Annotated in this window: 16 protein-coding genes; 7 read left to right on the forward strand and 9 right to left on the reverse strand. The window is 33.1% G+C overall.

Features of this window, described 5'->3' with window-relative positions; all coding sequences use genetic code 11:
• Window position 1: 1 nt before the first annotated feature.
• The 8 genes from ileS to panC all read right to left on the reverse strand — a co-directional run bounded on the left by ileS (window position 2) and on the right by panC (window position 10,117).
• Entirely contained in the window at window positions 2-3,403 is a 3,402-nt protein-coding gene (ileS, locus tag Q0807_RS02350) for an isoleucine--tRNA ligase (protein ID WP_299105922.1), read from the reverse strand.
• An 88-nt stretch (window positions 3,404-3,491) separates the two neighbouring features.
• Window positions 3,492-3,872 (reverse strand): hypothetical protein, encoded by a 381-nt coding sequence (locus Q0807_RS02355; protein WP_299105923.1) that lies wholly within the window; start codon window positions 3,870-3,872, stop codon window positions 3,492-3,494.
• Between the two features lie 43 nt (window positions 3,873-3,915).
• The gene (gene radA, locus Q0807_RS02360) at window positions 3,916-5,274 is read right to left on the reverse strand and encodes a DNA repair protein RadA (RefSeq protein WP_299105924.1); all 1,359 of its coding nucleotides are present in this window, start codon (window positions 5,272-5,274) and stop codon (window positions 3,916-3,918) included.
• 201 nt (window positions 5,275-5,475) lie between these two features.
• Complete coding sequence (locus Q0807_RS02365; RefSeq protein ID WP_299105925.1) at window positions 5,476-6,672, reverse strand: alpha/beta hydrolase-fold protein; 1,197 nt, start codon at window positions 6,670-6,672, stop codon at window positions 5,476-5,478.
• A 78-nt stretch (window positions 6,673-6,750) separates the two neighbouring features.
• The gene (locus Q0807_RS02370) at window positions 6,751-7,899 is read right to left on the reverse strand and encodes an alpha/beta hydrolase-fold protein (protein WP_299105926.1); all 1,149 of its coding nucleotides are present in this window, start codon (window positions 7,897-7,899) and stop codon (window positions 6,751-6,753) included.
• A gap of 38 nt (window positions 7,900-7,937) precedes the next feature.
• Window positions 7,938-8,897, reverse strand: coding sequence for a lysylphosphatidylglycerol synthase transmembrane domain-containing protein (locus Q0807_RS02375; RefSeq protein WP_299105927.1), 960 nt, complete (start codon window positions 8,895-8,897; stop codon window positions 7,938-7,940).
• 4 nt (window positions 8,898-8,901) lie between these two features.
• Entirely contained in the window at window positions 8,902-9,252 is a 351-nt protein-coding gene (gene panD / locus Q0807_RS02380; protein WP_299105928.1) for an aspartate 1-decarboxylase, read from the reverse strand.
• 13 nt (window positions 9,253-9,265) lie between these two features.
• Complete coding sequence (gene panC / locus Q0807_RS02385; RefSeq protein ID WP_299105929.1) at window positions 9,266-10,117, reverse strand: pantoate--beta-alanine ligase; 852 nt, start codon at window positions 10,115-10,117, stop codon at window positions 9,266-9,268.
• A 110-nt stretch (window positions 10,118-10,227) separates the two neighbouring features.
• Here panC and Q0807_RS02390 point away from each other — a divergent pair, with 110 nt between their 5' ends.
• From Q0807_RS02390 to Q0807_RS02420, 7 genes are all read left to right on the forward strand, one after another.
• On the forward strand, window positions 10,228-11,040 hold the full coding sequence (locus Q0807_RS02390) for a glycogen/starch synthase (protein ID WP_299105930.1): 813 nt from the start codon (window positions 10,228-10,230) through the stop codon (window positions 11,038-11,040).
• An 8-nt stretch (window positions 11,041-11,048) separates the two neighbouring features.
• Complete coding sequence (locus tag Q0807_RS02395) at window positions 11,049-12,743, forward strand: DUF4270 domain-containing protein (RefSeq protein ID WP_299105931.1); 1,695 nt, start codon at window positions 11,049-11,051, stop codon at window positions 12,741-12,743.
• 14 nt (window positions 12,744-12,757) lie between these two features.
• A complete protein-coding gene (gene glmS / locus Q0807_RS02400; RefSeq protein ID WP_299105932.1) occupies window positions 12,758-14,605 on the forward strand; it encodes a glutamine--fructose-6-phosphate transaminase (isomerizing) in 1,848 nt (615 codons plus the stop codon).
• A 173-nt stretch (window positions 14,606-14,778) separates the two neighbouring features.
• Window positions 14,779-17,511, forward strand: coding sequence for a TonB-dependent receptor (locus Q0807_RS02405; RefSeq protein ID WP_299105937.1), 2,733 nt, complete (start codon window positions 14,779-14,781; stop codon window positions 17,509-17,511).
• Window positions 17,512-17,522: 11 nt separating this feature from the next.
• Window positions 17,523-19,016 (forward strand): G-D-S-L family lipolytic protein, encoded by a 1,494-nt coding sequence (locus Q0807_RS02410; RefSeq protein ID WP_299105939.1) that lies wholly within the window; start codon window positions 17,523-17,525, stop codon window positions 19,014-19,016.
• Window positions 19,017-19,185: 169 nt separating this feature from the next.
• On the forward strand, window positions 19,186-20,694 hold the full coding sequence (atpD, locus tag Q0807_RS02415) for a F0F1 ATP synthase subunit beta (protein WP_299105941.1): 1,509 nt from the start codon (window positions 19,186-19,188) through the stop codon (window positions 20,692-20,694).
• A gap of 23 nt (window positions 20,695-20,717) precedes the next feature.
• Window positions 20,718-20,993, forward strand: a complete 276-nt coding sequence (locus Q0807_RS02420; RefSeq protein WP_115815700.1) for a F0F1 ATP synthase subunit epsilon — start codon at window positions 20,718-20,720, stop codon at window positions 20,991-20,993.
• A 75-nt stretch (window positions 20,994-21,068) separates the two neighbouring features.
• On the opposite strand, the gene Q0807_RS02425 is transcribed toward Q0807_RS02420, so the two are convergent.
• On the reverse strand, window positions 21,069-21,836 hold the full coding sequence (locus Q0807_RS02425; RefSeq protein WP_299105947.1) for a LexA family transcriptional regulator: 768 nt from the start codon (window positions 21,834-21,836) through the stop codon (window positions 21,069-21,071).
• Between the last annotated feature and the right edge of the window lie 83 nt (window positions 21,837-21,919).

Here is a 21,919-nt window from a genome sequence, read left to right on the forward strand (position 1 = left end):
TTTAATGTTTTTTAATAAACAATTTGGTATTTACTTCATCAAAAGCAATTTCTATACCATTGTCTACAGTGTCCATAATTTTTAAATCTTCTGTTAATGTTTCTGATTTAATATATTCCTTATTTGAAGCAATTGCTGCTGCTACTTGTGGGTCATTCTGAAGTTGTACGTCAATTCTGTCCGTAACCTCAAATCCTGAATCTTTACGTAAGTTCTGTATACGATTTACAAGTTCTCTTGCAATACCTTCCTTACGCAATTCCTCATTGATTGTAACATCTAAAGCCACAGTTAATGCACCTTCGTTAGCAACAAGCCATCCTTCAATATCTTGAGATGTAATCTCCACATCTTCAAGGCCTAAAATAATCTTTTTTCCGTTAATTTCAACATCAATAGTACCGTTTTGCTCAATGTTTTTAATATCATCTGCACTAAACGAACTTATAGCACTGGCAATCAACTTCATATCTTTACCAAATTTAGGTCCTAAGGCCTTAAAATTTGGTTTAATTTGTTTTACCAATATGTCTGAAGCGTCCTCTAAAAGTTCAATTTCTTTAATATTTACTTCGTGTTTAATTAAATCTGCAACTGCTTCTATTTCTTCCTTTTGTTGTTGATTATCAACAGGAATCATTATTTTCTGAAGTGGCTGACGTACTTTAATCTTCTCCTTAGCTCTCAACGATAAAACTAACGAACATATGGTTTGAGCACTTTCCATTTTACGTTCTAATACTTTGTCAATGACATTTGTATCTGCAATAGGGAAATCTGCTAAATGTACACTTTCAAACGTTTCTTTCTTGGTTACCGAATTCAAATCTAAATACAAACGATCCATAAAGAAAGGTGCAATTGGTGCGCCTAACTTTGCAATGGTTTCCATACATGTATAAAGCGTTTGATATGCCGAAATTTTATCGGTTTGGTAATCACCTTTCCAAAAACGTCTTCTACTTAAACGCACGTACCAGTTACTTAAATAATCTTGTGTAAAGTCTGAAATTGCTCGCGCAGCTCTCGTTGGCTCATACTCTTCGTAGAATTTATCTACTTTCTGAATTAATGTATTTAATTCAGACAAAACCCAACGGTCAATTTCTGGTCGTTCTTCTAATGGAATATCAGCTTCACTATAATCAAAACCATCAATATTGGTATAAAGCGTGAAGAATGAATAGGTATTATAAAGTGTTCCGAAAAATTTTCTGCTTACCTCAGCAATACCTTCACTATCAAATTTTAAGTTATCCCAAGGATTTGCATTACTTATCATGTACCAACGCGTAGCATCAGCTCCATATTTAGATAAGGTTTCAAAAGGATCTACAGCATTTCCTAAACGCTTAGACATTTTCTGTCCGTTTTTATCTAACACTAATCCGTTTGAAACGACATTTTTATACGCAACATCATCAAAAATCATGGTAGCAATAGCATGAAGTGTATAGAACCAACCTCTCGTTTGGTCAACACCTTCAGCAATGAAATCTGCTTTTCTCCAAGTATCGTCAACTTTTGCTTTGTTTTCAAATGGATAATGCCATTGCGCATAAGGCATAGAACCAGAATCGAACCAAACATCTATTAAATCACTTTCGCGATTCATCGGTTGACCTGATTTTGAAACTAATACAATTTTATCAACCACATTTTTATGTAAATCGATAGTATCGTAATTTTCTTCAGACATATTATCCACTTCAAAAGCTGCAAAAATATCTTCTGTCATAAAGCCAGCTTTAACCGACTTTGCCATTTCTTCTTTTAATTCTTTTACAGAACCAATACAGATGACTTCTTTACCATCTTCGGTTCTCCAAATTGGTAATGGAATTCCCCAAAAACGAGATCTTGATAAATTCCAGTCGTTTGCATTTGCTAACCAATTGCCAAAACGACCTTCTCCAGTTGATTTTGGTTTCCAGTTAATTCCGGTGTTTAACTCATGCATTCTCCCTTTTACATCTGTGATTTTAATAAACCACGAATCTAATGGATAGTATAAAATTGGCTTATCAGTTCTCCAGCAATTTGGGTAACTGTGTTTATATTTTTCAACCTTAAAGGCTTTATTTTCTGTTTTTAATTTAATGGCAAGCTCCACATCAATAGAACGTTCTGGTGCTTCACCATCATCGTAATATTCGTTCTTCACATATTTACCAGCAAATTCTCCCATTTCTGGTCTAAATTTTCCTTGCAAATCTACCAAAGGCACTAAATTACCATTCTCATCTTTTACTAAAAGTGGTGGGATTTCTGGCGATGCTTGTTTTGCAACTAAGGCATCATCTGCACCAAATGTTGGTGCTGTATGCACAATACCTGTTCCATCTTCAACCGTTACGAAGTCTCCAGAAATAACTCTAAATGCATTTTCAGGGTTATCGTTTGGCAACGCATATGGTAAAAGTTGCTCGTATGTTATTCCTACTAAATCTTTTCCGATGAAATCTTTAACTACATAATAAGGAATCTTTTTATCGCCTTCTTTGTAGTCTATTAATTCTTGTTTTGCTTCAACGCGTTTAAATTTACCATCAAATTGTTTGTTGACTAAATTCTTAGCCAAAATCACATTCATGGGTTTAAATGTATATTGGTTATACGTTTCAACCAAAACGTATTCAATCTTTGGTCCAACGGTTAATGCTGTATTACTAGGTAATGTCCAAGGTGTCGTCGTCCAAGCTAAAAAGTAAATGTCACCTTCATTTTTAAGAAAATCTGGTAACGAATCTTCATTCGCTTTAAACTGAGCTACAACCGTTGTATCCGTTACATCTTGATAGGTTCCTGGTTGATTAAGCTCATGAGAACTTAAACCTGTACCTGCTTTTGGTGAATAAGGCTGAATAGTATAACCTTTGTATATTAAGTCTTTTTCGTAAATCTGCTTTAACAACCACCAAACCGTTTCCATGTATTTGGATTTGTAGGTAATGTATGGATCGTCCATATCTACCCAATAGCCCATCTTTTTTGTGAGGTCATTCCATGTATCCGTATAACGCATTACGGTTTTTTTACACGCTTCGTTGTACTCTTCAACCGTAATTTTTTTACCAATATCTTCTTTGGTAATACCAAGTTCTTTTTCTACACCAAGCTCCACTGGTAAACCGTGCGTATCCCAACCTGCTTTACGTTTTACCTGAAAACCTTTCATGGTTTTGTAACGCGGAAAAATATCTTTAATCGCACGCGCTAAAACGTGGTGTACACCAGGCAAACCGTTTGCAGAAGGTGGTCCTTCAAAAAACACAAAAGGTGGTTTTCCTTCTCTTGTGGTTACACTTTTATCGAAGATGTCGTTAGCTTCCCAATAGTTACCGATTTCGTCAGCAACGTTTGGCAAGTTAAGTCCTTTATATTCAGGGAACTTTGTACTCATTTTTCAGTTTTCTTTTCGAGGTGCGAATTTACAGAATTTTGGGGAAATAGTTAAACCTTTTATAGGCTATGTATCTAAAGCTAATTTTTCACTTTTTTAGCTTGAAATATTTGTTGAATAATTTATGGTTTGTTGATGGAAAAAAGGGATTTACGAATATTACTTTCTCACTTCCATTATAGAAATATTCTATTTTTCCATTTTCTATATTTTGAATTTGAGATAATTCAATTTTAGAATCGTCTTTAAAATAGAAAAAGTTTTCATCAAAAGTTATAGATTTCGTTCTTAATAATTTTCTTCCAAAGATGATATAGTTGAATACTCCAAAAACAATTCCAGCAATTAGTCCTGACCAATCTTTTACCAAGATTGAATATATTATAATACCAAATGCAAAGACCATAAAGTAATAACTCATAAAAGCAAATGCTTGTCCTAAAAATGACGATAATGGTTTTCTGTTCATTATTTATTTTTCAAAACATAAGATTCCTTTTTTCAAAGGAATTTTAAACCAAAAACCCAACCAAATCCTCAATCTTAGAAATCAGTTGAATTTTAATTACCGTATTTTTTAAGGCTATTTTATTGTACTTAGATACAAAAATGGTTGAAAACCCTAACTTTTCGGCTTCTAAAATTCTTTGTTCTACACGTTGTACAGGTCTTATTTCTCCAGAAAGTCCTACTTCTGCAGCAAAGCAATATGTACTTGGCAATGCCACATCTTCATTAGAAGATAATATGGATGCAACAACGGCTAAATCTATAGCAGGATCATCAACTGTGATGCCTCCTGTAATATTTAAAAATACATCTTTTGCGCCTAACCTAAAACCGGCTCGTTTCTCTAAAACAGCCAATAACATGTTGAGTCGTTTGGCATTGAAACCTGTAGCAGAACGTTGTGGTGTTCCGTAAACTGCTGTGCTTACTAAGGCCTGAACTTCTATCATTAATGGTCGCAAACCTTCTAAAGTTGCTGCGATAGCATTACCAGATAATTCTTCGTCTTTTTCTGAAATTAATATTTCTGATGGATTAGAGACTTCTCGCAGTCCTGAGCCTTGCATTTCGTAAATACCAAGTTCATTAGTAGAACCAAATCGGTTTTTGTTCGCTCTTAATATTCTAAATACATGATTTCGGTCGCCTTCAAATTGAAGAACCGTATCTACCATATGTTCTAAAATTTTTGGACCAGCAATGTTTCCATCTTTAGTAATATGGCCAATTAATAAAACTGGTGTTGCGGTTTCTTTGGCAAATTTTATCAGTTCAGTTGTACATTCTTTTATTTGAGAAATGCTACCTGCTGAAGATTCTATATAATCACTATGTAGAGTTTGAATAGAATCAATTACCACAATATCTGGTTCTAAAGCTTCAATTTGCTTAAAGATATTTTGAGTTTTGGTTTCTGTTAAAATATAGCAATTACTGCTAATAGGATTAATACGTTCTGCACGCATTTTTATTTGCTTCTGGCTTTCTTCACCAGAAACATAAAGCGTTTTGTATTGTAATTTTAAAGCAATTTGAAGTAAAAGTGTACTTTTTCCAATTCCTGGTTCACCACCCAAAAGTGTTAAGGAACCATGTACCATTCCGCCACCAAGAACGCGATTAAACTCGCCATCTTGCATATCTAAACGTGCTTCTTGCGATGTATCAATCTCATTTATAAGTAATGGTTTTGATGTACGCTTTGACGCTGACGTTGGTGTTTTCCAATCGCTCTTTTCTGGTTTTTGAATGACCTCTTCAGCAATGGTATTCCATTCTTTACAAGAGGTACATTGTCCTTGCCATTTGGCATACTGACTACCACAATTCTGACAAAAAAAAGTTGTTTTTACTTTAGCCATGTTCACATTCCGAAAAATCGGAAATATAATTTTAAAATTCGAACAGCTAAATTAATACAAATTTAGTTGATGTCTTTAAACCAAGTTACGATTGCCAAAACTTTAAGGGTTGCCAATTTTGAAGGTAAATTAGAAAATAATAATTGTTTTGATTTTCTGAACACTGACACAAAAAAGTAATCGGTCGAAATTTTATGTTTTTTACTTTTTCTCATCATCAACCTCCTCTTCTTCTGTTTCTTCATCATCAGTATCTACTAATGACAATGTAAGTTCATCTATTTTTGAAAAGATAAAATCTCTATTTATATGGCTCACATCATTTAAAGTTAATGCTTCTTCATAAAGTTTTTTAGCCTTTTTTGTTTTACCTAACTTTTCAGCAGATTGCGCTAAATAGAATGTACCCAATAAAGTTTCTGGATGAAGTTTATTTGCTAAAAGGCCTAGTTTAAATAATGATTTAAAATCTTCGCGTTCTTCAGCAACTTTAGCAACTTTTTCCAATTCTTCTTCGCTAATGTCTTTAGTAATACCAAATAGTTTTTCAATTCTCTTATATCTATCCACTAAGTATTCATCTAGCGTACCTTCATATGTCAATACTTTCTCTTCTAATTCTTTTTCTCTTAATGGATTGTAAATAGAAAAAATCTTATCGAATGATCTTGAGATTGCACCAGTAACTAAAGTATAATGTGTTTCCCCATCAAAATCATCGAAATAATAAGTTAAATTCTTATTGTCAACTGCTTTAATTAACTCATTTGTTGCTAATATATTTTCACGAATTTGTGGAATATCTTTTTCTGCTGTTGCCATATAGTAAAACACATCTGTTTTGTAAAGAGCTAAACGTTTTGATACAAAATTCCTTAATGAACCAACAAAATCTGGACTAATACATACATAAGCTTGAAACTCTAATTCTTCCTTAAACAAATACGAGTTTATAAAATTGCCCATAATATCATGACCAACAGCAACTCTAAATTTACTTGTATTGTAGTTGCCGTCTAAATAAGGTAATAACTCCTCTGAAATAAAATCGTGAAACCTTATACCAGATTCTGTAGGCAAACCAGTTTGTGGCTCATAATAGCTATCATAAACACGATCATCGCCTTGCATTACGCCAACCACAATTGAGCTAGGCATATCATCAAAATGGGTTTGAAAGTCTACTTGACCTGTAACGGGCTCAAATAAATAATCACCATCAAAAACAATAATTAAAGGATATTTTTTATCCGCTTTAGAATCGTAGTCTGCTGGTAACTTAATTTTTAGTTTACGAGTAGAATTTAATCGAGAAGAAGAAATTTCTTCATAAGATATTTGAGCATAAGTAGATGCGCAAAAAAAACAAGCAAGAACTATTAAAATAGCTTTTCTCATAATTAAGTAGGTTTAGTTTTGGGACACCAAACATAGTCAATTATCGTTTAATAGTCAATTTTTTTCGATGAAATGCACTTAATCATTTAAAGCCTCTTGCGTATCATACATTTTTTCGAGCATAATTTCTTTGTCTATAAATTGAGACGGAAGCAATAACAAGCCCGATTTATATTGAATTAAAGCTTTTCTTAAACTCCCTTCTTTTTCATATAACATACCTGAGTAATAAGCACTTAGCATGGATTTAGGGAAATTTTTCTTCACTAATTTGGTGAGCTTTTCTAAAGATTCTAAATCATCCTTTTTGTTACTTGCCGCAGCAATAGCTCTAATATCATTTTCAATTAGCTTTTTTTCAAAACCGTAAAAATATTCTATGTCTTCGTACTTTTTAATGAGGTATTCATATGGTGAGCCTTCATAAGTTAAAACTTTTTCCTTGTATTCTTTGGCATTAATAGGCTTAAAAAGTCCAAATATTTGATTTAAAGCTTTAGGAATTCCTCTTCCGACCAAACCATAATGATTGGCATCTTCAAAATCATCGAATTTATAAAGTAGTTTATCATTTTTAATAGATGATATTATAGAATCACTTTCTAATATAGAAGATCTCAACGTCTTAATGTCTGCATCGCCAGTTGCCAAGTAATAAAATGTTTCTTGCTGTAAAATTTTTAGTCTTTCACTCAACCTATAATTCATCTCTGGTGCAAGGTCAGGGCTTAAGGCTACAAAAGCTCTAAAAATTGGTTGGTCTTTAAATAAATAGTAATTAATAAAATTTGCACTTAAATCGTGCCCAACAATGATTCTAAAATTTGATGCTTTATAATTCTCTTCTATATAAGGCAGTAATTCCGCAGCCATAAATTCATAGAACGCTGCACCTTCGTGCGCAGGAAAAAAAGATTCATCATCATAAAAGAAGTCATCACTTCTTGTATTTGCTTGTTTTATACCAACAACTATACAATCTGGAATATCTTCCCAATACGATTGATAATCAATATTACCAGCAATTGGCTCAAACAAATAATCACCATCTAAAACAATAATTAATGGATATGTTCGCTTTTCTTCTGGATTATAATTTCTTGGTAACTGAATTTTTAATTCGCGATCACCTTCTAACTTATAAGAGTTTATAGTTTTATAAATCGCTTGTGCTTGTATGTTTAGTGCAAAAAAAAGACTTATAAGAAGTAAATAAAAGTTCTTCATGTTTATTATAAATGATTAAAGCAATTTAATAAATATTTCTATACGGATGTTTTCTTTCTATTGTATATGGGCAAATATAATAACGATAAACCACCTAACACAATTATTACCAATGTTTGGGTTGACCACATAATCCATCCGAATGCTCTACTTGGGTCTTCTGCCATCCCAAATAACGAAAAAGCAATAACTACAGCTTCTGGAAAAGAACCAATTCCGCCATTGGTGGCCGCAATACTAAAACTCGCTAAAATGAAGCCGATAAGAATGGCAGCTATAGAAATCTTCTGCAATTCAGGTAATGCAAATGTTGTAACATAAAACATAAGCACGTACATAAGCCATATAAAAATGGTATGTCCAATAAATGCCCATTTCTTTTTCATTTTAAAAATGCTAAGTGCACCTTCAATTAAGCCAGACAAAAAGGATTTAACCTTTAATGCAAACTTTGAACTACTTTTTCTAATAAATAGAAATAAACCCAATGCTCCAGCAAAGAACACAATACCTCCTAATATTAAAGCTGATGGATTAAATTTAGATGAAAAGAAATCATAAATGAATTCAAATTCTAAAAAGAAAGCAATTGCAATGATTAAAAGGAGCATTATTGTATCTGCTATTCGCTCTGCCACAATGGTCCCAAAACCTATATCAAAAGGAATATCCTCGTAATTTGTAATTATAGAAGCTCTCGCGATTTCTCCAGCTCTAGGAATTGTGAAATTTATAAGATATGCTGAATAAACAGCCATAAAACTATTTAAAAACTTAGGTTTAAAACCCAAAGGTTCTGCCATAAACAGCCAACGATATGCTCTAGATGCATGACTTAATAAACCTAAAATAACTCCGAGAATTATCCAGCTATAATTAGCATCAGTAAAATACTGAACTAATAATGAAACTGAAATTTTAGACAAAGAATACCACACTAAACCAATTCCTAAGAGAAGAGGTAAAACTACTTTTAGGATAGACTTTGACTTACCCAACTTCTTAATTTAGAAGGTTTGTGGCTTCATCTGGAAACACTAAAGAAGGCTTAAATACTTTAGCCTCTTCAATATCCATAAACGCGTAAGTAATAAGGATTAATGTGTCACCAATAGAAACTTTTCTTGCTGCAGCTCCATTAAGTGTTATTTCTCCACTTTTTCTAGGACCAGGAATACAATAGGTTTCTAAACGTTCACCATTGTCATTATTTACAATCTGAACTTTTTCACCTTGAATAATGTTTGCTGCATCCATTAAATCTTCATCAATAGTAATACTACCAATATAGTTTAGTGCTGCACCTGTAACCTTTACACGATGAATTTTTGATTTTACAACTTGTATTTGCATACTACAAAGATAATTAATTTAAAGCGATATTATCAATAAGTCTTATATCGCCTGCATATACAGCTATAAATGCTCTATATGACTTTCTTGTTGATTTTCTTTTTACCGGTTTTAAGGTCTTTATATCAGCAATTATAAAATACTCTACTTCTAAAAGTAGTTGTTTTTTAAATTGATTATTAACCCATTCCGTTACTTTTTGTGCACTTTTTGTGCCAAACATAGTTTTGGCAGTATTTAAAGTTTTATAAATAAATGGTGCAATTTCTCTATGCTCCTTTGTTAGCCTAGTATTTCTAGAGCTCATAGCCAAACCATCACTAGCTCTATGAATAGGACAACCAACCACATTTAAAGGCAAATGATGCAATTCTACAAGCTTTCTAATAATTTGTAATTGTTGAAAATCTTTTTCTCCAAAATAAGCATTATCTGGCTTAACTATTTCAAACAAACGCTTTACAATTGTCCCAACTCCATCAAAATGACCATCTCTAAAAGCGCCTTCCATTTCGTACTCTAATCCATCAAAAGTAAAAGACTGAGACGTTACACTATTTGCATAAATATCCTCGACCGTTGGTGCATAAACTATAATTTTATGATCACTTACAGTTTTTAATAATATAATATCCTCATCTAGTGTTCTTGGATACTTAACTAAATCCTCTTGATTATCAAACTGAGTTGGATTTACAAAAACACTCACAACTACAAAGTCATTTTCACTAAGTCCCTTATTTACAAGGGACAAATGCCCATGATGCAGTGCTCCCATGGTCGGAACGAACCCAATAGAACTTCCATTAGCTCTTAGAGTACCTAGATATAGTGATAATTCAGATTTATTTTGAAATTTTTTCACAGCTATAACAAAAAATTAACGCGTGCAAACATAATATAATACTCGCAATCTGCCCAAAATTTTGTAATTTTGCATGTTTTTTACTCTTAATTTTCAAAAGCAGCAGATTTATGAAAGATAAACGAATATTATATGTGTCCTCGGAAGTAGTTCCATATTTACCTGAAACAGAGATTTCTTCAATGTCTTTTGAAGCACCTCGAATGGTGAACAAACAAGGAGGTCAGATAAGAATATTTATGCCTCGCTTTGGTAACATTAACGAAAGGAGACACCAATTACATGAGGTTATTAGACTTTCTGGTATCAACCTAGTAATTAATGACTTAGATATGCCGCTAATAATTAAAGTGGCATCAATACCAAAAGAACGTATTCAGGTTTACTTTATTGATAATGAAGATTATTTTAAAAGAAAAGCAACCTTAACAGATGAGGATGGTAAATTATTTTCAGATAACGATGAACGTGCAATTTTCTTTGCTAAAGGCGTAATTGAAACGGTTAAAAAATTGAATTGGGCTCCTGATATCATTCATGTTAACGGATGGTTAGCTTCTCTACTGCCATTATACTTAAAAGAATTTTATAAAACAGAGCCTTTATTCACTGAAAGTAAAATTGTAACCTCTGTATACAATCAAAGTTTTGATGGCGCGTTAGATAATAGTATGCTTGCCAAAGTTAGCTTTGACGGAATTGATACTGAAGCAACAAAACTTTTAGAGCAGCCAGATTATAACAATTTAATGAAGATTGCAATTGATAATTCTGACGCTATAATTAGAGGATCTGAAGAATTACCAGCAGAACTAGATACTTATTTAAACGATTTAACTAAACCTGTATTAGACTACTATTCAATTGAAGAATTTGCAGATCCATATACCGAGTTTTATACCAATACTGTACTTAACAGTTAATAAATTTTATGAAAAAAAATAAATTTGCCCTTCAAATCTTAGGATTTGGACTAGTTATAACGAGTTTTATTGCATGCAGCAATGATTTTTCTACAATTGAATCGGATGTTGTAAATTCTAATAACGCTACAAGTTTTAGAATTGAGTCTAACCCTGAAGATATTATCACATATACAAAGCCTGTAGGACCTGTACAGTCTAATGAATTTGGATTAAATTTAAGTACTTTAGGAATTTATGATGATGTTTATGGAAGAACCACAGCTGGTTTTGTTACACAATTAGCGCCTAGTACCATTAATCCAGTTTTTGGTGATAACGTGACAATAGATTCCGTTGTAGTTACTATTCCTTTTTTTAGTACAGCATCTGAGTTTGATGAAGATGGCAATATCATTTATGATGTGGATTCAATTTTACCAAAGTCAGATGATTACAAAAGTTTAAAATTAAGAATCTTTGAAAACAAGTATTTCATTAGAGACTTTAATCCAGATGGTGATTTTAATGAAAGTCAAGATTACTACTCAAATAAAACAGCTTCTACTTCTGAAGATATTACAAATTTAGAAGGTGAAGAACTTACTTTTATAGATTATGATGATGAAACCGGATTAATTGCAACTCCTATAAGCAACATTATTGATATTAATAACAACGGTTATCAATTAAAAGATGTTAACAACCTAGATGATGATGGAAACAAAACATTATTAGAATCACAATCTCCTGGTATCAGAATTCAATTAGACCCTACATTTTGGCAAAATAAGATAATTGATAAAGAAGGTGATGCCGTTTTAAGTAGCCAAAATAATTTTGCAGAATACTTTAGAGGGCTATATTTTAAGGCAGAACCTAATGATGATGATGATGGTAGTTTTCTTCTTCTAAATACAGGTAACACAAATGCAAATATTACCATTTATTACAAAAACACTACTGAAGTAGATGAAGTAGAAAGCACAACCACAGGTACTTACGCCCTTAATTTTGGCCCAAATAAAGTAAACTTTTTTGACAATGAGTTCACACTACCTATTGATGAAGGGAACTCAGAGACAGGAGACAGTAAGATTTACTTAAAAGGAGGTGAAGGTTCAGTAGCAGCAATCAAGTTATTTGATGGTTTCTACGATGAAGATGCAGGTATTACTAATTTTGAACATTTCAGAAGTCAATTTGTTAATCTAGTAGATGGTGAGTTTGAAAGTTCTAGACGTTTAGTTAATGAGGCTAACCTTGTTTTTTACGTAGACCAAAATTCCATGCAAGATAACGAGCCTAATCGCCTCTTTTTGTATGACATAGATAATAACCTACCGTTGGTAGATTATTATTTAGACGGTACCAATAATAGTTTACCTTCGTTTTCAATAATAAACCATCTTGGACCATTAGAACGTGTAGATGAAGACGACCCAACAAGTACTGGTGTTAAATACAAATTTAAAATTACAGAACATATTAATAATTTATTAATAAGGGATTCTACCAATATAGAACTTGGTTTAGCTGTTTCTTTAAACGTTAACATAGAAGAAACAAGCACACAACGTAAAGTGCAAACCAATACGGATATTGATTTTAAAGTACCTGCAAGTTCAACTGTTTCACCAAGAGGTGTTATTTTACATGGTAATAATACCAATGACCAAAGTAAAAAAGTATATTTAGAAATATATTATACAGAACCAAATTAATTAAAAAATAACCTATGTGTGGAATTGTCGGATATATTGGCCATCGAGAGGCTTATCCTATTATTATTAAAGGACTTCAAAGATTAGAATACCGTGGCTATGACAGTGCTGGTATTGCTCTATATGATGGTGAGTCCATTAAGCTTTCTAAAACTAAAGGAAAAGTTGCAGACTTAAAAGAAAAATTAGAAAACGAAATTTCTACTACTGGAACTTTAGGTATAGGGCACACACGTTGGGCTACACATGGTGTTCCTAATGATGTTAACTCACATCCACATTACTCTAATTCTGGTGATTTAGTAATTATTCATAATGGAATTATTGAAAATTATGATTCATTAAAAAAAGAATTAATAAATCGTGGATACACCTTCAAATCTGATACTGATACTGAAGTATTAATCAATCTAATTGAGGATGTAAAAAAGAACGAAAATATTAAACTTGGAAAAGCTGTTCAAATAGCTTTAAACCAAGTGGTAGGAGCATATGCAATTGCTGTTTTTGACAAGAACAAACCAAATGAAATTGTAGTCGCTAAACTTGGTAGCCCTTTAGCTATAGGTATTGGTGACGATGAATACTTCATTGCAAGTGACGCTTCTCCATTTATTGAATACACAAAAAATGCTATTTATCTTGAAGATGAAGAAATGGCTATCCTTAGAAGAGGAAAAGATATAAAAATTAGAAAAATTAAGAATGATGCTTTGGTAGATCCATATGTGCAGGAGCTTCAACTTAACTTAGAACAAATAGAAAAAGGTGGCTATGATCACTTTATGTTAAAAGAGATTTATGAGCAACCTAGTGCTATTTTAGACACTTTTAGAGGTCGTTTATTAAGCAATGAAGCTATAATTAAAATGGCTGGTATTGAAGATAACATGAAAAGATTCTTAGCAGCCGATAGAATAATTATTGTTGCTTGCGGAACTTCATGGCATGCAGGATTAGTTGCTGAATATATTTTTGAAGATTTAGCTAGAATTCCTGTAGAAGTAGAATATGCTTCAGAATTTAGATACAGAAATCCTGTCATCACTGAAAAAGATATTGTTATCGCAATTTCGCAATCTGGGGAAACGGCAGATACATTAGCAGCAATAAAATTAGCAAAATCTAAAGGCGCATTTGTTTTTGGTGTTTGTAATGTAGTGGGATCTTCAATTGCAAGAGAATCAAATGCAGGAGCATATACACATGCTGGTCCAGAAATTGGAGTAGCTTCAACCAAAGCATTTACAACACAAATTACTGTTTTAACCTTAATGGCATTACGTTTAGCAAGAGCTAAAGGAACAATGTCTAGCTCAGAATTTAGACATCATCTAATTGAGTTAGAAACTATTCCAGGTAAAGTTGAAGAAGCTTTACAATCTGATGCTTATGTAAAAACTGTGGCTGATATATATAAAGACGCAACAAACTTTTTGTATTTAGGTCGTGGATTCAATTTCCCTGTGGCTTTAGAAGGCGCTTTAAAATTAAAGGAGATTTCTTATATTCATGCAGAAGGTTATCCAGCTGCAGAAATGAAGCATGGTCCTATAGCTTTAATCGATGAGCAAATGCCAATTGTTGTTATTGCAACTAAAAAAGGCCATTACGAAAAAGTAGTTAGTAACATCCAAGAAATTAAATCTAGAAAAGGTAAAATTATTGGTATTGTTACAAAAGGTGATGTTAGTGTTAAAGAATTAGCTGACCACGTTATTGAGGTTCCAGAAACTTTAGAGTCTCTTACTCCTTTATTAACTACTATTCCATTACAATTATTATCTTATCACATTGCTGTGATGTTAGATAAAAATGTAGATCAACCTAGAAATTTAGCAAAATCCGTAACTGTGGAATAACAAAATCCATTATTTACAGAATATTATAACGCCTTAAGATTGAGAATTTATCAATTTTAAGGCGTTTATTTTTGTAAATTTTATTATGCACGCATACTTTTTTACACATTTCTTACCAAATTCTCATATATTTAATTAAATTGCCAATCTAATAAATTAACTAATAATCTAAAATGAAGACAATTTTAAAGCTTTTCACAATGCTTTTTTGCGTGGTATCTTTTGCACAAACCACAGTAAAAGGTAAAATTATTGACAATACAGGACTTCCTTTACCTGGAGCAAATATTGTAGTAGTTGGTACCAGTTCTGGAACCATAACAGATTTTGACGGAAACTTTACCTTAACGGTAACCCAAGAACCGCCATTTTCAATCCAAATAAGTTATGCCGGATTTGAAACACAAACAATTGAAGTAACCACTAATAATCAAACTGTAGATGTAACCTTAGCAGAAGGGAATTCTCTTGATGAGGTTATTATTTCTGCATCACGTACACCAGAGCGAATCTTTGAATCTCCGGTTACAGTAGAGCGTTTTGGTCTAAAAGAAATAAAAAACACAGCATCAGCAGACTTTTATGGTGGTTTAGAAAACCTAAAAGGTGTTGACGTTAACACTAGTAGTTTAACGTTTAAATCTGTTAACACAAGAGGATTCGCTACTACAGCTAATACGCGTTTTATGCAACTCGTTGATGGAATGGACAATTCAACTCCTGCCTTAAATTTCCCTATAGGAAACTTGGTTGGTATGATTGAAACAGATGTACAAAGTGTAGAATTACTACCAGGAGCATCATCTGCTCTTTATGGTGCAAATGCATTTAACGGTATATTATTTATGCAAAGTAAAAGTCCATTTGACCACCAAGGTATAAGCGCTTTTGTAAAAAGAGGTATTACTTCTCAAAAGGCTGCAGGAGATAATGACTATACTGATTTGGGTATAAGAATGGCTTACAAATTCAGTGATAAATTCGCAGCAAAAGTAAACTTTGGCTATTTACATGGAACAGATTGGGCAGCAACTAGTGAAGTAGACAGTGATGTATTTGGAGGTACAAGAGCGTCTAACTTAAACTATAATGGTATCAATGTCTACGGTGATGAAGTTTCTGCTAACTTAAATGATTTAGCAGGTGGCACTGGTATTGTACCAGACGTTTTTGTAAGTAGAACAGGTTATAACGAACGTGATTTAACAGAACATAAAGCTGAAAGTGTTAAAGCTGATTGGGGATTATACTACCGTCCAATAACTGACAGTAATTTCGAAATACAGTATGTTGGTAAAGTAGGTACAGGTACAACAATCTACCAAGGTACTAACAGGTATAATATTGATGGTTTTTTCCAACAACAACATAAATTAGAAATCAAAAATGATAATTACTTTTTAAGAGGTTATGTCGTTGCAGATAATGCTGGTGATTCTTACGATATGGTATTTACAGGAATTAACATTAACAGATCTTGGAAAAGTGATGAAGCTTGGTTTGGGGACTATATCAATACATACGTAGCTGCAACTCTTGGTGGTGGTGCTACAGATGAACAAGCACATGCTGCTGCAAGAGCTGCTGCAGAAAGTGGAAGATTTGAGCCAGGTTCTGAAGAGTTTAATAGTGCTTTTGACAGAATTATTAAGGATCCTGACTTAGCAACTGGATCTAGATTTCAAGATCAGTCTAAATATTATCATGCAGATGGTAACTATAACTTTAGCCACTTAATAGATTTTGTAGATATTCAAGTTGGTGGATCTTTCAGACAATATGATTTAAATTCTTTAGGGTCAATTTATACAGATATCGATGGCCCAATAAAATACAGTGAATATGGATTTTATACACAACTTCAGAAAAATGTAGAATTAAGCGACATGATGGCGTTAAAAGTTACAGCTTCTGCTCGTTATGATAAATCAGAATTTTTTGATGGTTTTGTATCACCAAGACTTTCTTTAGGTTTAACTCTAAATGAAAACCATAATATTAGAGCTTCAGCTCAAACAGGATTTAGAAACCCTACAACACAAGATTTATTTATAGGATTAGATGCTGGTAGAGCAATATTAGTAGGTTCTGCTCCAGATAATTTAGACAGATACTCAAGAGACTATACTGCCAATAACGGAATGGTATATACTCAAACTGGTGCTGCTGCCTACAACAATTCTTATACAGCATCTTCTGTGCAACAATTAGCTGCAACAGGTGACCCTACTGTTTTAGAAATTGCTAACCCAAATCTTGTATCACCTGAAAAGGTAACTTCTTTTGAAGTTGGATATAGAGGTAAGTTTAATAAACTTACTGTAGATTTTAGTACATACTATAACAAATACCAAGATTTCATTTCTTCAGAAGTAGTTATTGCACCTTTATATGGTTCTGTAGCAGACGGTTCAGCAATTGCTGCAATTGCAAACAGTGATTTCACAACTTATAGTACTTACACTAATTCTGATGTAGACGTAAATTCATACGGTGCCTCAATTGGTTTATCTACGAAAATATTAAGTGATTTCGATTTAGGAGGAAGTTACACGTTTACAAAACAAGATTTTGATCAGGCAGCAAACCCTAATTTCGAAACTTATTTTAATACACCAGAGCACAAATTCAAAGCACACTTTGGAAACACTGAGTTATTTAAAAACTTTGGTTTTAATGTTGCCTACAAGTTTAGCGATGATTATTTCTGGGAAGCAACCTTTGGAGATGGTATTGTGCCAGAATTCCATACGTTTGATGCACAGATTAATTACAAAATTCCAAGTTTAAAATCTATTATTAAAATAGGTGGAACAAACATTGGAGGTAAAGAATACTTTACAATTTTTGGTTCTGGTTATATCGGCTCAATGTATTACGCTTCTTGGACAATTAATAACTTATAAAAAATAGCACAATGAAAAATATAAAATATATATTACTATCAGCTGTCCTAGTAGGTTTTACAGCATGTAATGATGAAGCAGATTTTGAAGACCAATTAGATAATCCCACAGTAGAGGTTGTATTACCAGAATTAACTGCAGGTGACGCTGATTTTTCAAAGTATATTGCTGTAGGTGCATCCTTCTCAGGAGGATTTACGGATAATGCATTATTTATTTCAGGTCAAGAAAATTCTTTTCCAAATTTATTATCTCAAAAATTTGCTTTATTAGGTGGTGGTGATTTTACACAACCATTAATGAATGATAATATTGGCGGTTTTGTATTAGGAACAACAGTGGTTTCAAATCCTAGATTATACTTCAATGGTAGTGGGCCAGCAGTTTTACCTGCAACGCCTACAACTCAAATAACAGATGTATTAACAGGAGATTTTAATAATTATGGTATTCCTGGTGCAAAAAGTTTTCATCTAGGTATTGCTGGTTACGGAACTTTAAATCCTTATTTTGGAAGGATGGCTTCCTCTCCTGGTGCAACCATTTTAGGAGATGCTGTGGCTCAAAATCCAACATTCTTTACATTATCTGAAATAGGTGGAAATGATGTTTTATCATATGCTACTTCTGGTGGTGTAGGTGTTGATCAAACAGGAAACTTTGACCCAACCACTTATGGTACAAACGATATTACAGATCCTAATGTATTTGCTGCATCATTTAATGCAAGTGTAGATGCCTTAACAGCAAATGGAGCAAAAGGCGTTGTTGCCAACCTTCCTTATATTACATCACTAGCACATTTTACAACTGTACCTTATAACCCAGTTCCCTTAGATGCTGCAACAGCAGCTGCACTAAACCAAGGTTATGCAGCTTACAACGGAGGACTACAACAAGCTTTCGCTGCTTTAGATGGTACTGGTTTATTTACTGCAGAAGAACTTGCACAAAGAACTATCAGTTTTTCTGAAAGTGCAACTAATGCTTTAGTAATTATAGATGAAACCTTGACTGATTTAGGAGCTATAAATCCTGCTTTTGCTGGAATTCCTCAATACAGACAGGCAACTGCTGATGATTTATTTGTACTTCCCCTGAGTTCATTAATACCTCAAGGCTATGGAACTCAAATCCCATTAGAAGATAAATGGGCTTTAATTCCTAGCGAACAATTAGCATTACAAACGGCTACTGATGCTTACAATGCAACTATTGAAGCTGTAGCTGCAAGTAAAGGTCTTGCTTTAGTAGATTTTAAATCTATTTTACAACAAGCATCAACTACTGGCTTCCAATCCGGAAACTTTATTCTTACTACAGATTTAGTAACAGGAGGATTAGTTAGTTTAGATGGTGTTCATTTAACATCTAGAGGTTATGCTTTAATGGCTAACGAAATGATGAAAGCAATCGACTTAACTTATGGTTCTAATTTTGAAGCTTCAGGTAATTTAATTGATGCTGGAGAGTATCCAACAAATTACCCTCCAACATTACAGTAAATTCAGAATAAATATATTTATAAAAACGCTCTCAAATTGGGAGCGTTTTCTATGCTTAAAAAAGCCGAAATTTTGATGTGGTATTTAAATTAAAACTCCTATCTTTGCAGCGCGAAAAACGAACTGTTTTTTCATATTTAAACTATTGCAAAACAAAAACATATAAGTAATGTCAAAAGTTACAGGTAAAGTTGCACAAATCGTAGGTCCAGTTATCGATGTAGAATTCGCTGCTGGTTCAGAGCTTCCAAAGATTTATGATTCGTTAGAAATTAACAACCAAGATGGTTCTAAATTAGTATTAGAAGTACAATCTCACATTGGTGAAGATACAGTACGTACTATTGCTATGGATTCTTCTGATGGTTTAAGTAGAGGAACAGAAGTTCATGCTACTGGTGCTCCAATTCAAATGCCAATTGGTGAAGATGTTTACGGACGTCTTTTTAACGTTATTGGTGATGCTATTGATGGATTAGGAGATTTACCTAAGGCTGGTGATGCTGGTTTACCTATTCACAGACAAGCGCCTAAATTTGAAGATTTATCAACTTCTACAGAAGTTTTATTTACTGGTATTAAAGTAATCGATTTAATTGAGCCTTATGCAAAAGGTGGTAAAATTGGTTTATTTGGTGGTGCTGGTGTAGGTAAAACAGTATTAATCCAAGAGTTGATTAACAATATTGCAAAAGGTCATGGTGGTCTTTCTGTATTTGCAGGTGTTGGTGAAAGAACACGTGAAGGAAACGATTTACTTCGTGAGATGTTAGAGTCAGGAATTATCAAGTATGGTGATGACTTTATGCATTCTATGGAAGAAGGAGGATGGGATTTATCTAAAGTTGATAAATCTGGAATGAAAGAATCTAAAGCAACTTTCGTATTCGGACAAATGAATGAGCCTCCTGGAGCTCGTGCTCGTGTAGCACTTTCAGGATTAACTATAGCAGAATATTTCCGTGATGGGGCTGGTGAAGGACAAGGAAAAGATGTATTATTTTTCGTAGATAATATCTTCCGTTTTACACAAGCTGGTTCTGAAGTATCTGCATTATTAGGTCGTATGCCTTCTGCAGTAGGTTACCAACCAACATTAGCAACCGAAATGGGTGCAATGCAAGAACGTATTACTTCAACAAAAAGAGGATCTATTACATCTGTACAAGCGGTTTACGTACCTGCAGATGATTTAACGGATCCAGCTCCAGCAACAACGTTTGCTCACTTAGATGCAACAACAGTATTATCTCGTAAAATTGCAGAGTTAGGTATTTATCCTGCGGTAGATCCATTAGATTCTACTTCAAGAATTTTAACTGCTGATATTTTAGGTGATGAGCACTATGCTTGTGCACAACGTGTAAAAGAGTTATTACAACGTTATAAAGAATTACAAGATATTATTGCTATCCTTGGTATGGAAGAATTATCTGAAGAAGATAAAATGGCTGTAGGTAGAGCAAGACGTGTACAACGTTTCTTATCTCAACCTTTCCACGTAGCTGAGCAATTTACAGGTATTCCTGGTGTATTAGTAGACATTAAAGAAACTATTAAAGGTTTTAACCAAATTATGGATGGTGAATTAGATCACTTACCAGAAGCTGCGTTTAACCTTAAAGGTTCTATTGAAGAAGCTATTGAAGCAGGAGAGAAAATGTTAGCTGAAGCTTAATAACTGCATAAAGCATTAAAACTATGTACTTAGAAATTGTATCACCAGAAGCCACATTATTTAGCGGAGAAGTTACTTCAGTAACTGTTCCTGGAGTAAATGGTGAGTTTGAAATGTTAACCAATCACGCACCTATTGTCTCTATTCTTAAAGAAGGACATGTAAAAGTTGCTGGTAACGTTCAATTAGAAGAGGAAGTTGAAGCAAAATTCACTAAATCTGATAAAGGCGTTTGGCTAGCAATCAATTCTGGAACACTAGAAATGAAAGATAATAAGCTAATTATTTTAGCAGATTAATTCAATCATTATATAAAATATAAAAGCGCGAAATGTTTCATTTCGCGCTTTTTTTTTATGCCTTATAGTAAAATATTACATTCTTTTTACAGCTTCTAATTCTACTTTCAATTCTTGAAACAACATCATAATACTGCTTAATTTCAATTCCTTTTCATCGTATTCTTGGGTATTAATACAACATGTAAATTCCCAAATCTCTAAAATATTTTCACGAGGAATCAAATAAGGTTGATACGTTTTATTATCTGAGCTTAATAATAAGCTTGAAGTATCTCCTTCTGGAATATAAACACGTTTATAAACCAAACCATCATCCTTAGTTAATATAATATACGTGCGTCCATTTTTAATATCTCCAATATCATCTACAAACTTTGCCACTATAAAAGCGCCATCTTTCACTGGTAACATAGAATCACCTTTAATAGGAAACGCTCTATGTGTACCTGTTGGTAAAAATGGTAATTTAATCTTTTGAAGTTGCTCTATATATTCTGGATCATCATAACCAGACAAATAACCTGCAGATGCTTTTGCTGGTATAATTTCAATTAAATCCTCATTATCTTCATTTACCGTTACAGGAAATAATACACGCTTATTCCCTACCTCTATAAACGACGTGTCTTTGGCTTTACGTAAATCGTTTTTAACCAAAATATCAATAGGAATATCAAAGAAGTTAGACAAGTCTATTAACCGGTCTATTGGTGGCTCAGAACGTCCTTCTTCATAAGAACCCACAACAGAGCGTGTCCAGTTAAGTTCGTCCGCAAAACGCTCTTGAGACAGCTTCTTTAGCGTGCGTAAATGTTTTATGTTAGCCTGAATTGGTTTCATTTAAATTTGAAATTTATTTAAGATTACTACAAATGTAAGCAATAAAAACTACACATAGTAGCTAATTTTACAATCTAGCTTTT

It is taken from the genome of uncultured Winogradskyella sp., assembly GCF_947495255.1.
Lineage (GTDB): Bacteria > Bacteroidota > Bacteroidia > Flavobacteriales > Flavobacteriaceae > Winogradskyella.

What these genes read in the sequence shown, in the direction of transcription:
- ileS (WP_299105922.1), bottom strand. Translation starts at nt 3,403, where the DNA reads ATGAGTACAAAGTTCCCTGAATATAAAGGACTTAACTTGCCAAACGTT.
- Q0807_RS02355 (WP_299105923.1), bottom strand. Translation starts at nt 3,872, where the DNA reads ATGAACAGAAAACCATTATCGTCATTTTTAGGACAAGCATTTGCTTTT.
- radA (WP_299105924.1), bottom strand. Translation starts at nt 5,274, where the DNA reads ATGGCTAAAGTAAAAACAACTTTTTTTTGTCAGAATTGTGGTAGTCAG.
- Q0807_RS02365 (WP_299105925.1), bottom strand. Translation starts at nt 6,672, where the DNA reads ATGAGAAAAGCTATTTTAATAGTTCTTGCTTGTTTTTTTTGCGCATCT.
- Q0807_RS02370 (WP_299105926.1), bottom strand. Translation starts at nt 7,899, where the DNA reads ATGAAGAACTTTTATTTACTTCTTATAAGTCTTTTTTTTGCACTAAAC.
- panD (WP_299105928.1), bottom strand. Translation starts at nt 9,252, where the DNA reads ATGCAAATACAAGTTGTAAAATCAAAAATTCATCGTGTAAAGGTTACA.
- Q0807_RS02390 (WP_299105930.1), top strand. Translation starts at nt 10,228, where the DNA reads ATGAAAGATAAACGAATATTATATGTGTCCTCGGAAGTAGTTCCATAT.
- Q0807_RS02395 (WP_299105931.1), top strand. Translation starts at nt 11,049, where the DNA reads ATGAAAAAAAATAAATTTGCCCTTCAAATCTTAGGATTTGGACTAGTT.
- glmS (WP_299105932.1), top strand. Translation starts at nt 12,758, where the DNA reads ATGTGTGGAATTGTCGGATATATTGGCCATCGAGAGGCTTATCCTATT.
- Q0807_RS02405 (WP_299105937.1), top strand. Translation starts at nt 14,779, where the DNA reads ATGAAGACAATTTTAAAGCTTTTCACAATGCTTTTTTGCGTGGTATCT.
- Q0807_RS02410 (WP_299105939.1), top strand. Translation starts at nt 17,523, where the DNA reads ATGAAAAATATAAAATATATATTACTATCAGCTGTCCTAGTAGGTTTT.
- atpD (WP_299105941.1), top strand. Translation starts at nt 19,186, where the DNA reads ATGTCAAAAGTTACAGGTAAAGTTGCACAAATCGTAGGTCCAGTTATC.
- Q0807_RS02420 (WP_115815700.1), top strand. Translation starts at nt 20,718, where the DNA reads ATGTACTTAGAAATTGTATCACCAGAAGCCACATTATTTAGCGGAGAA.
- Q0807_RS02425 (WP_299105947.1), bottom strand. Translation starts at nt 21,836, where the DNA reads ATGAAACCAATTCAGGCTAACATAAAACATTTACGCACGCTAAAGAAG.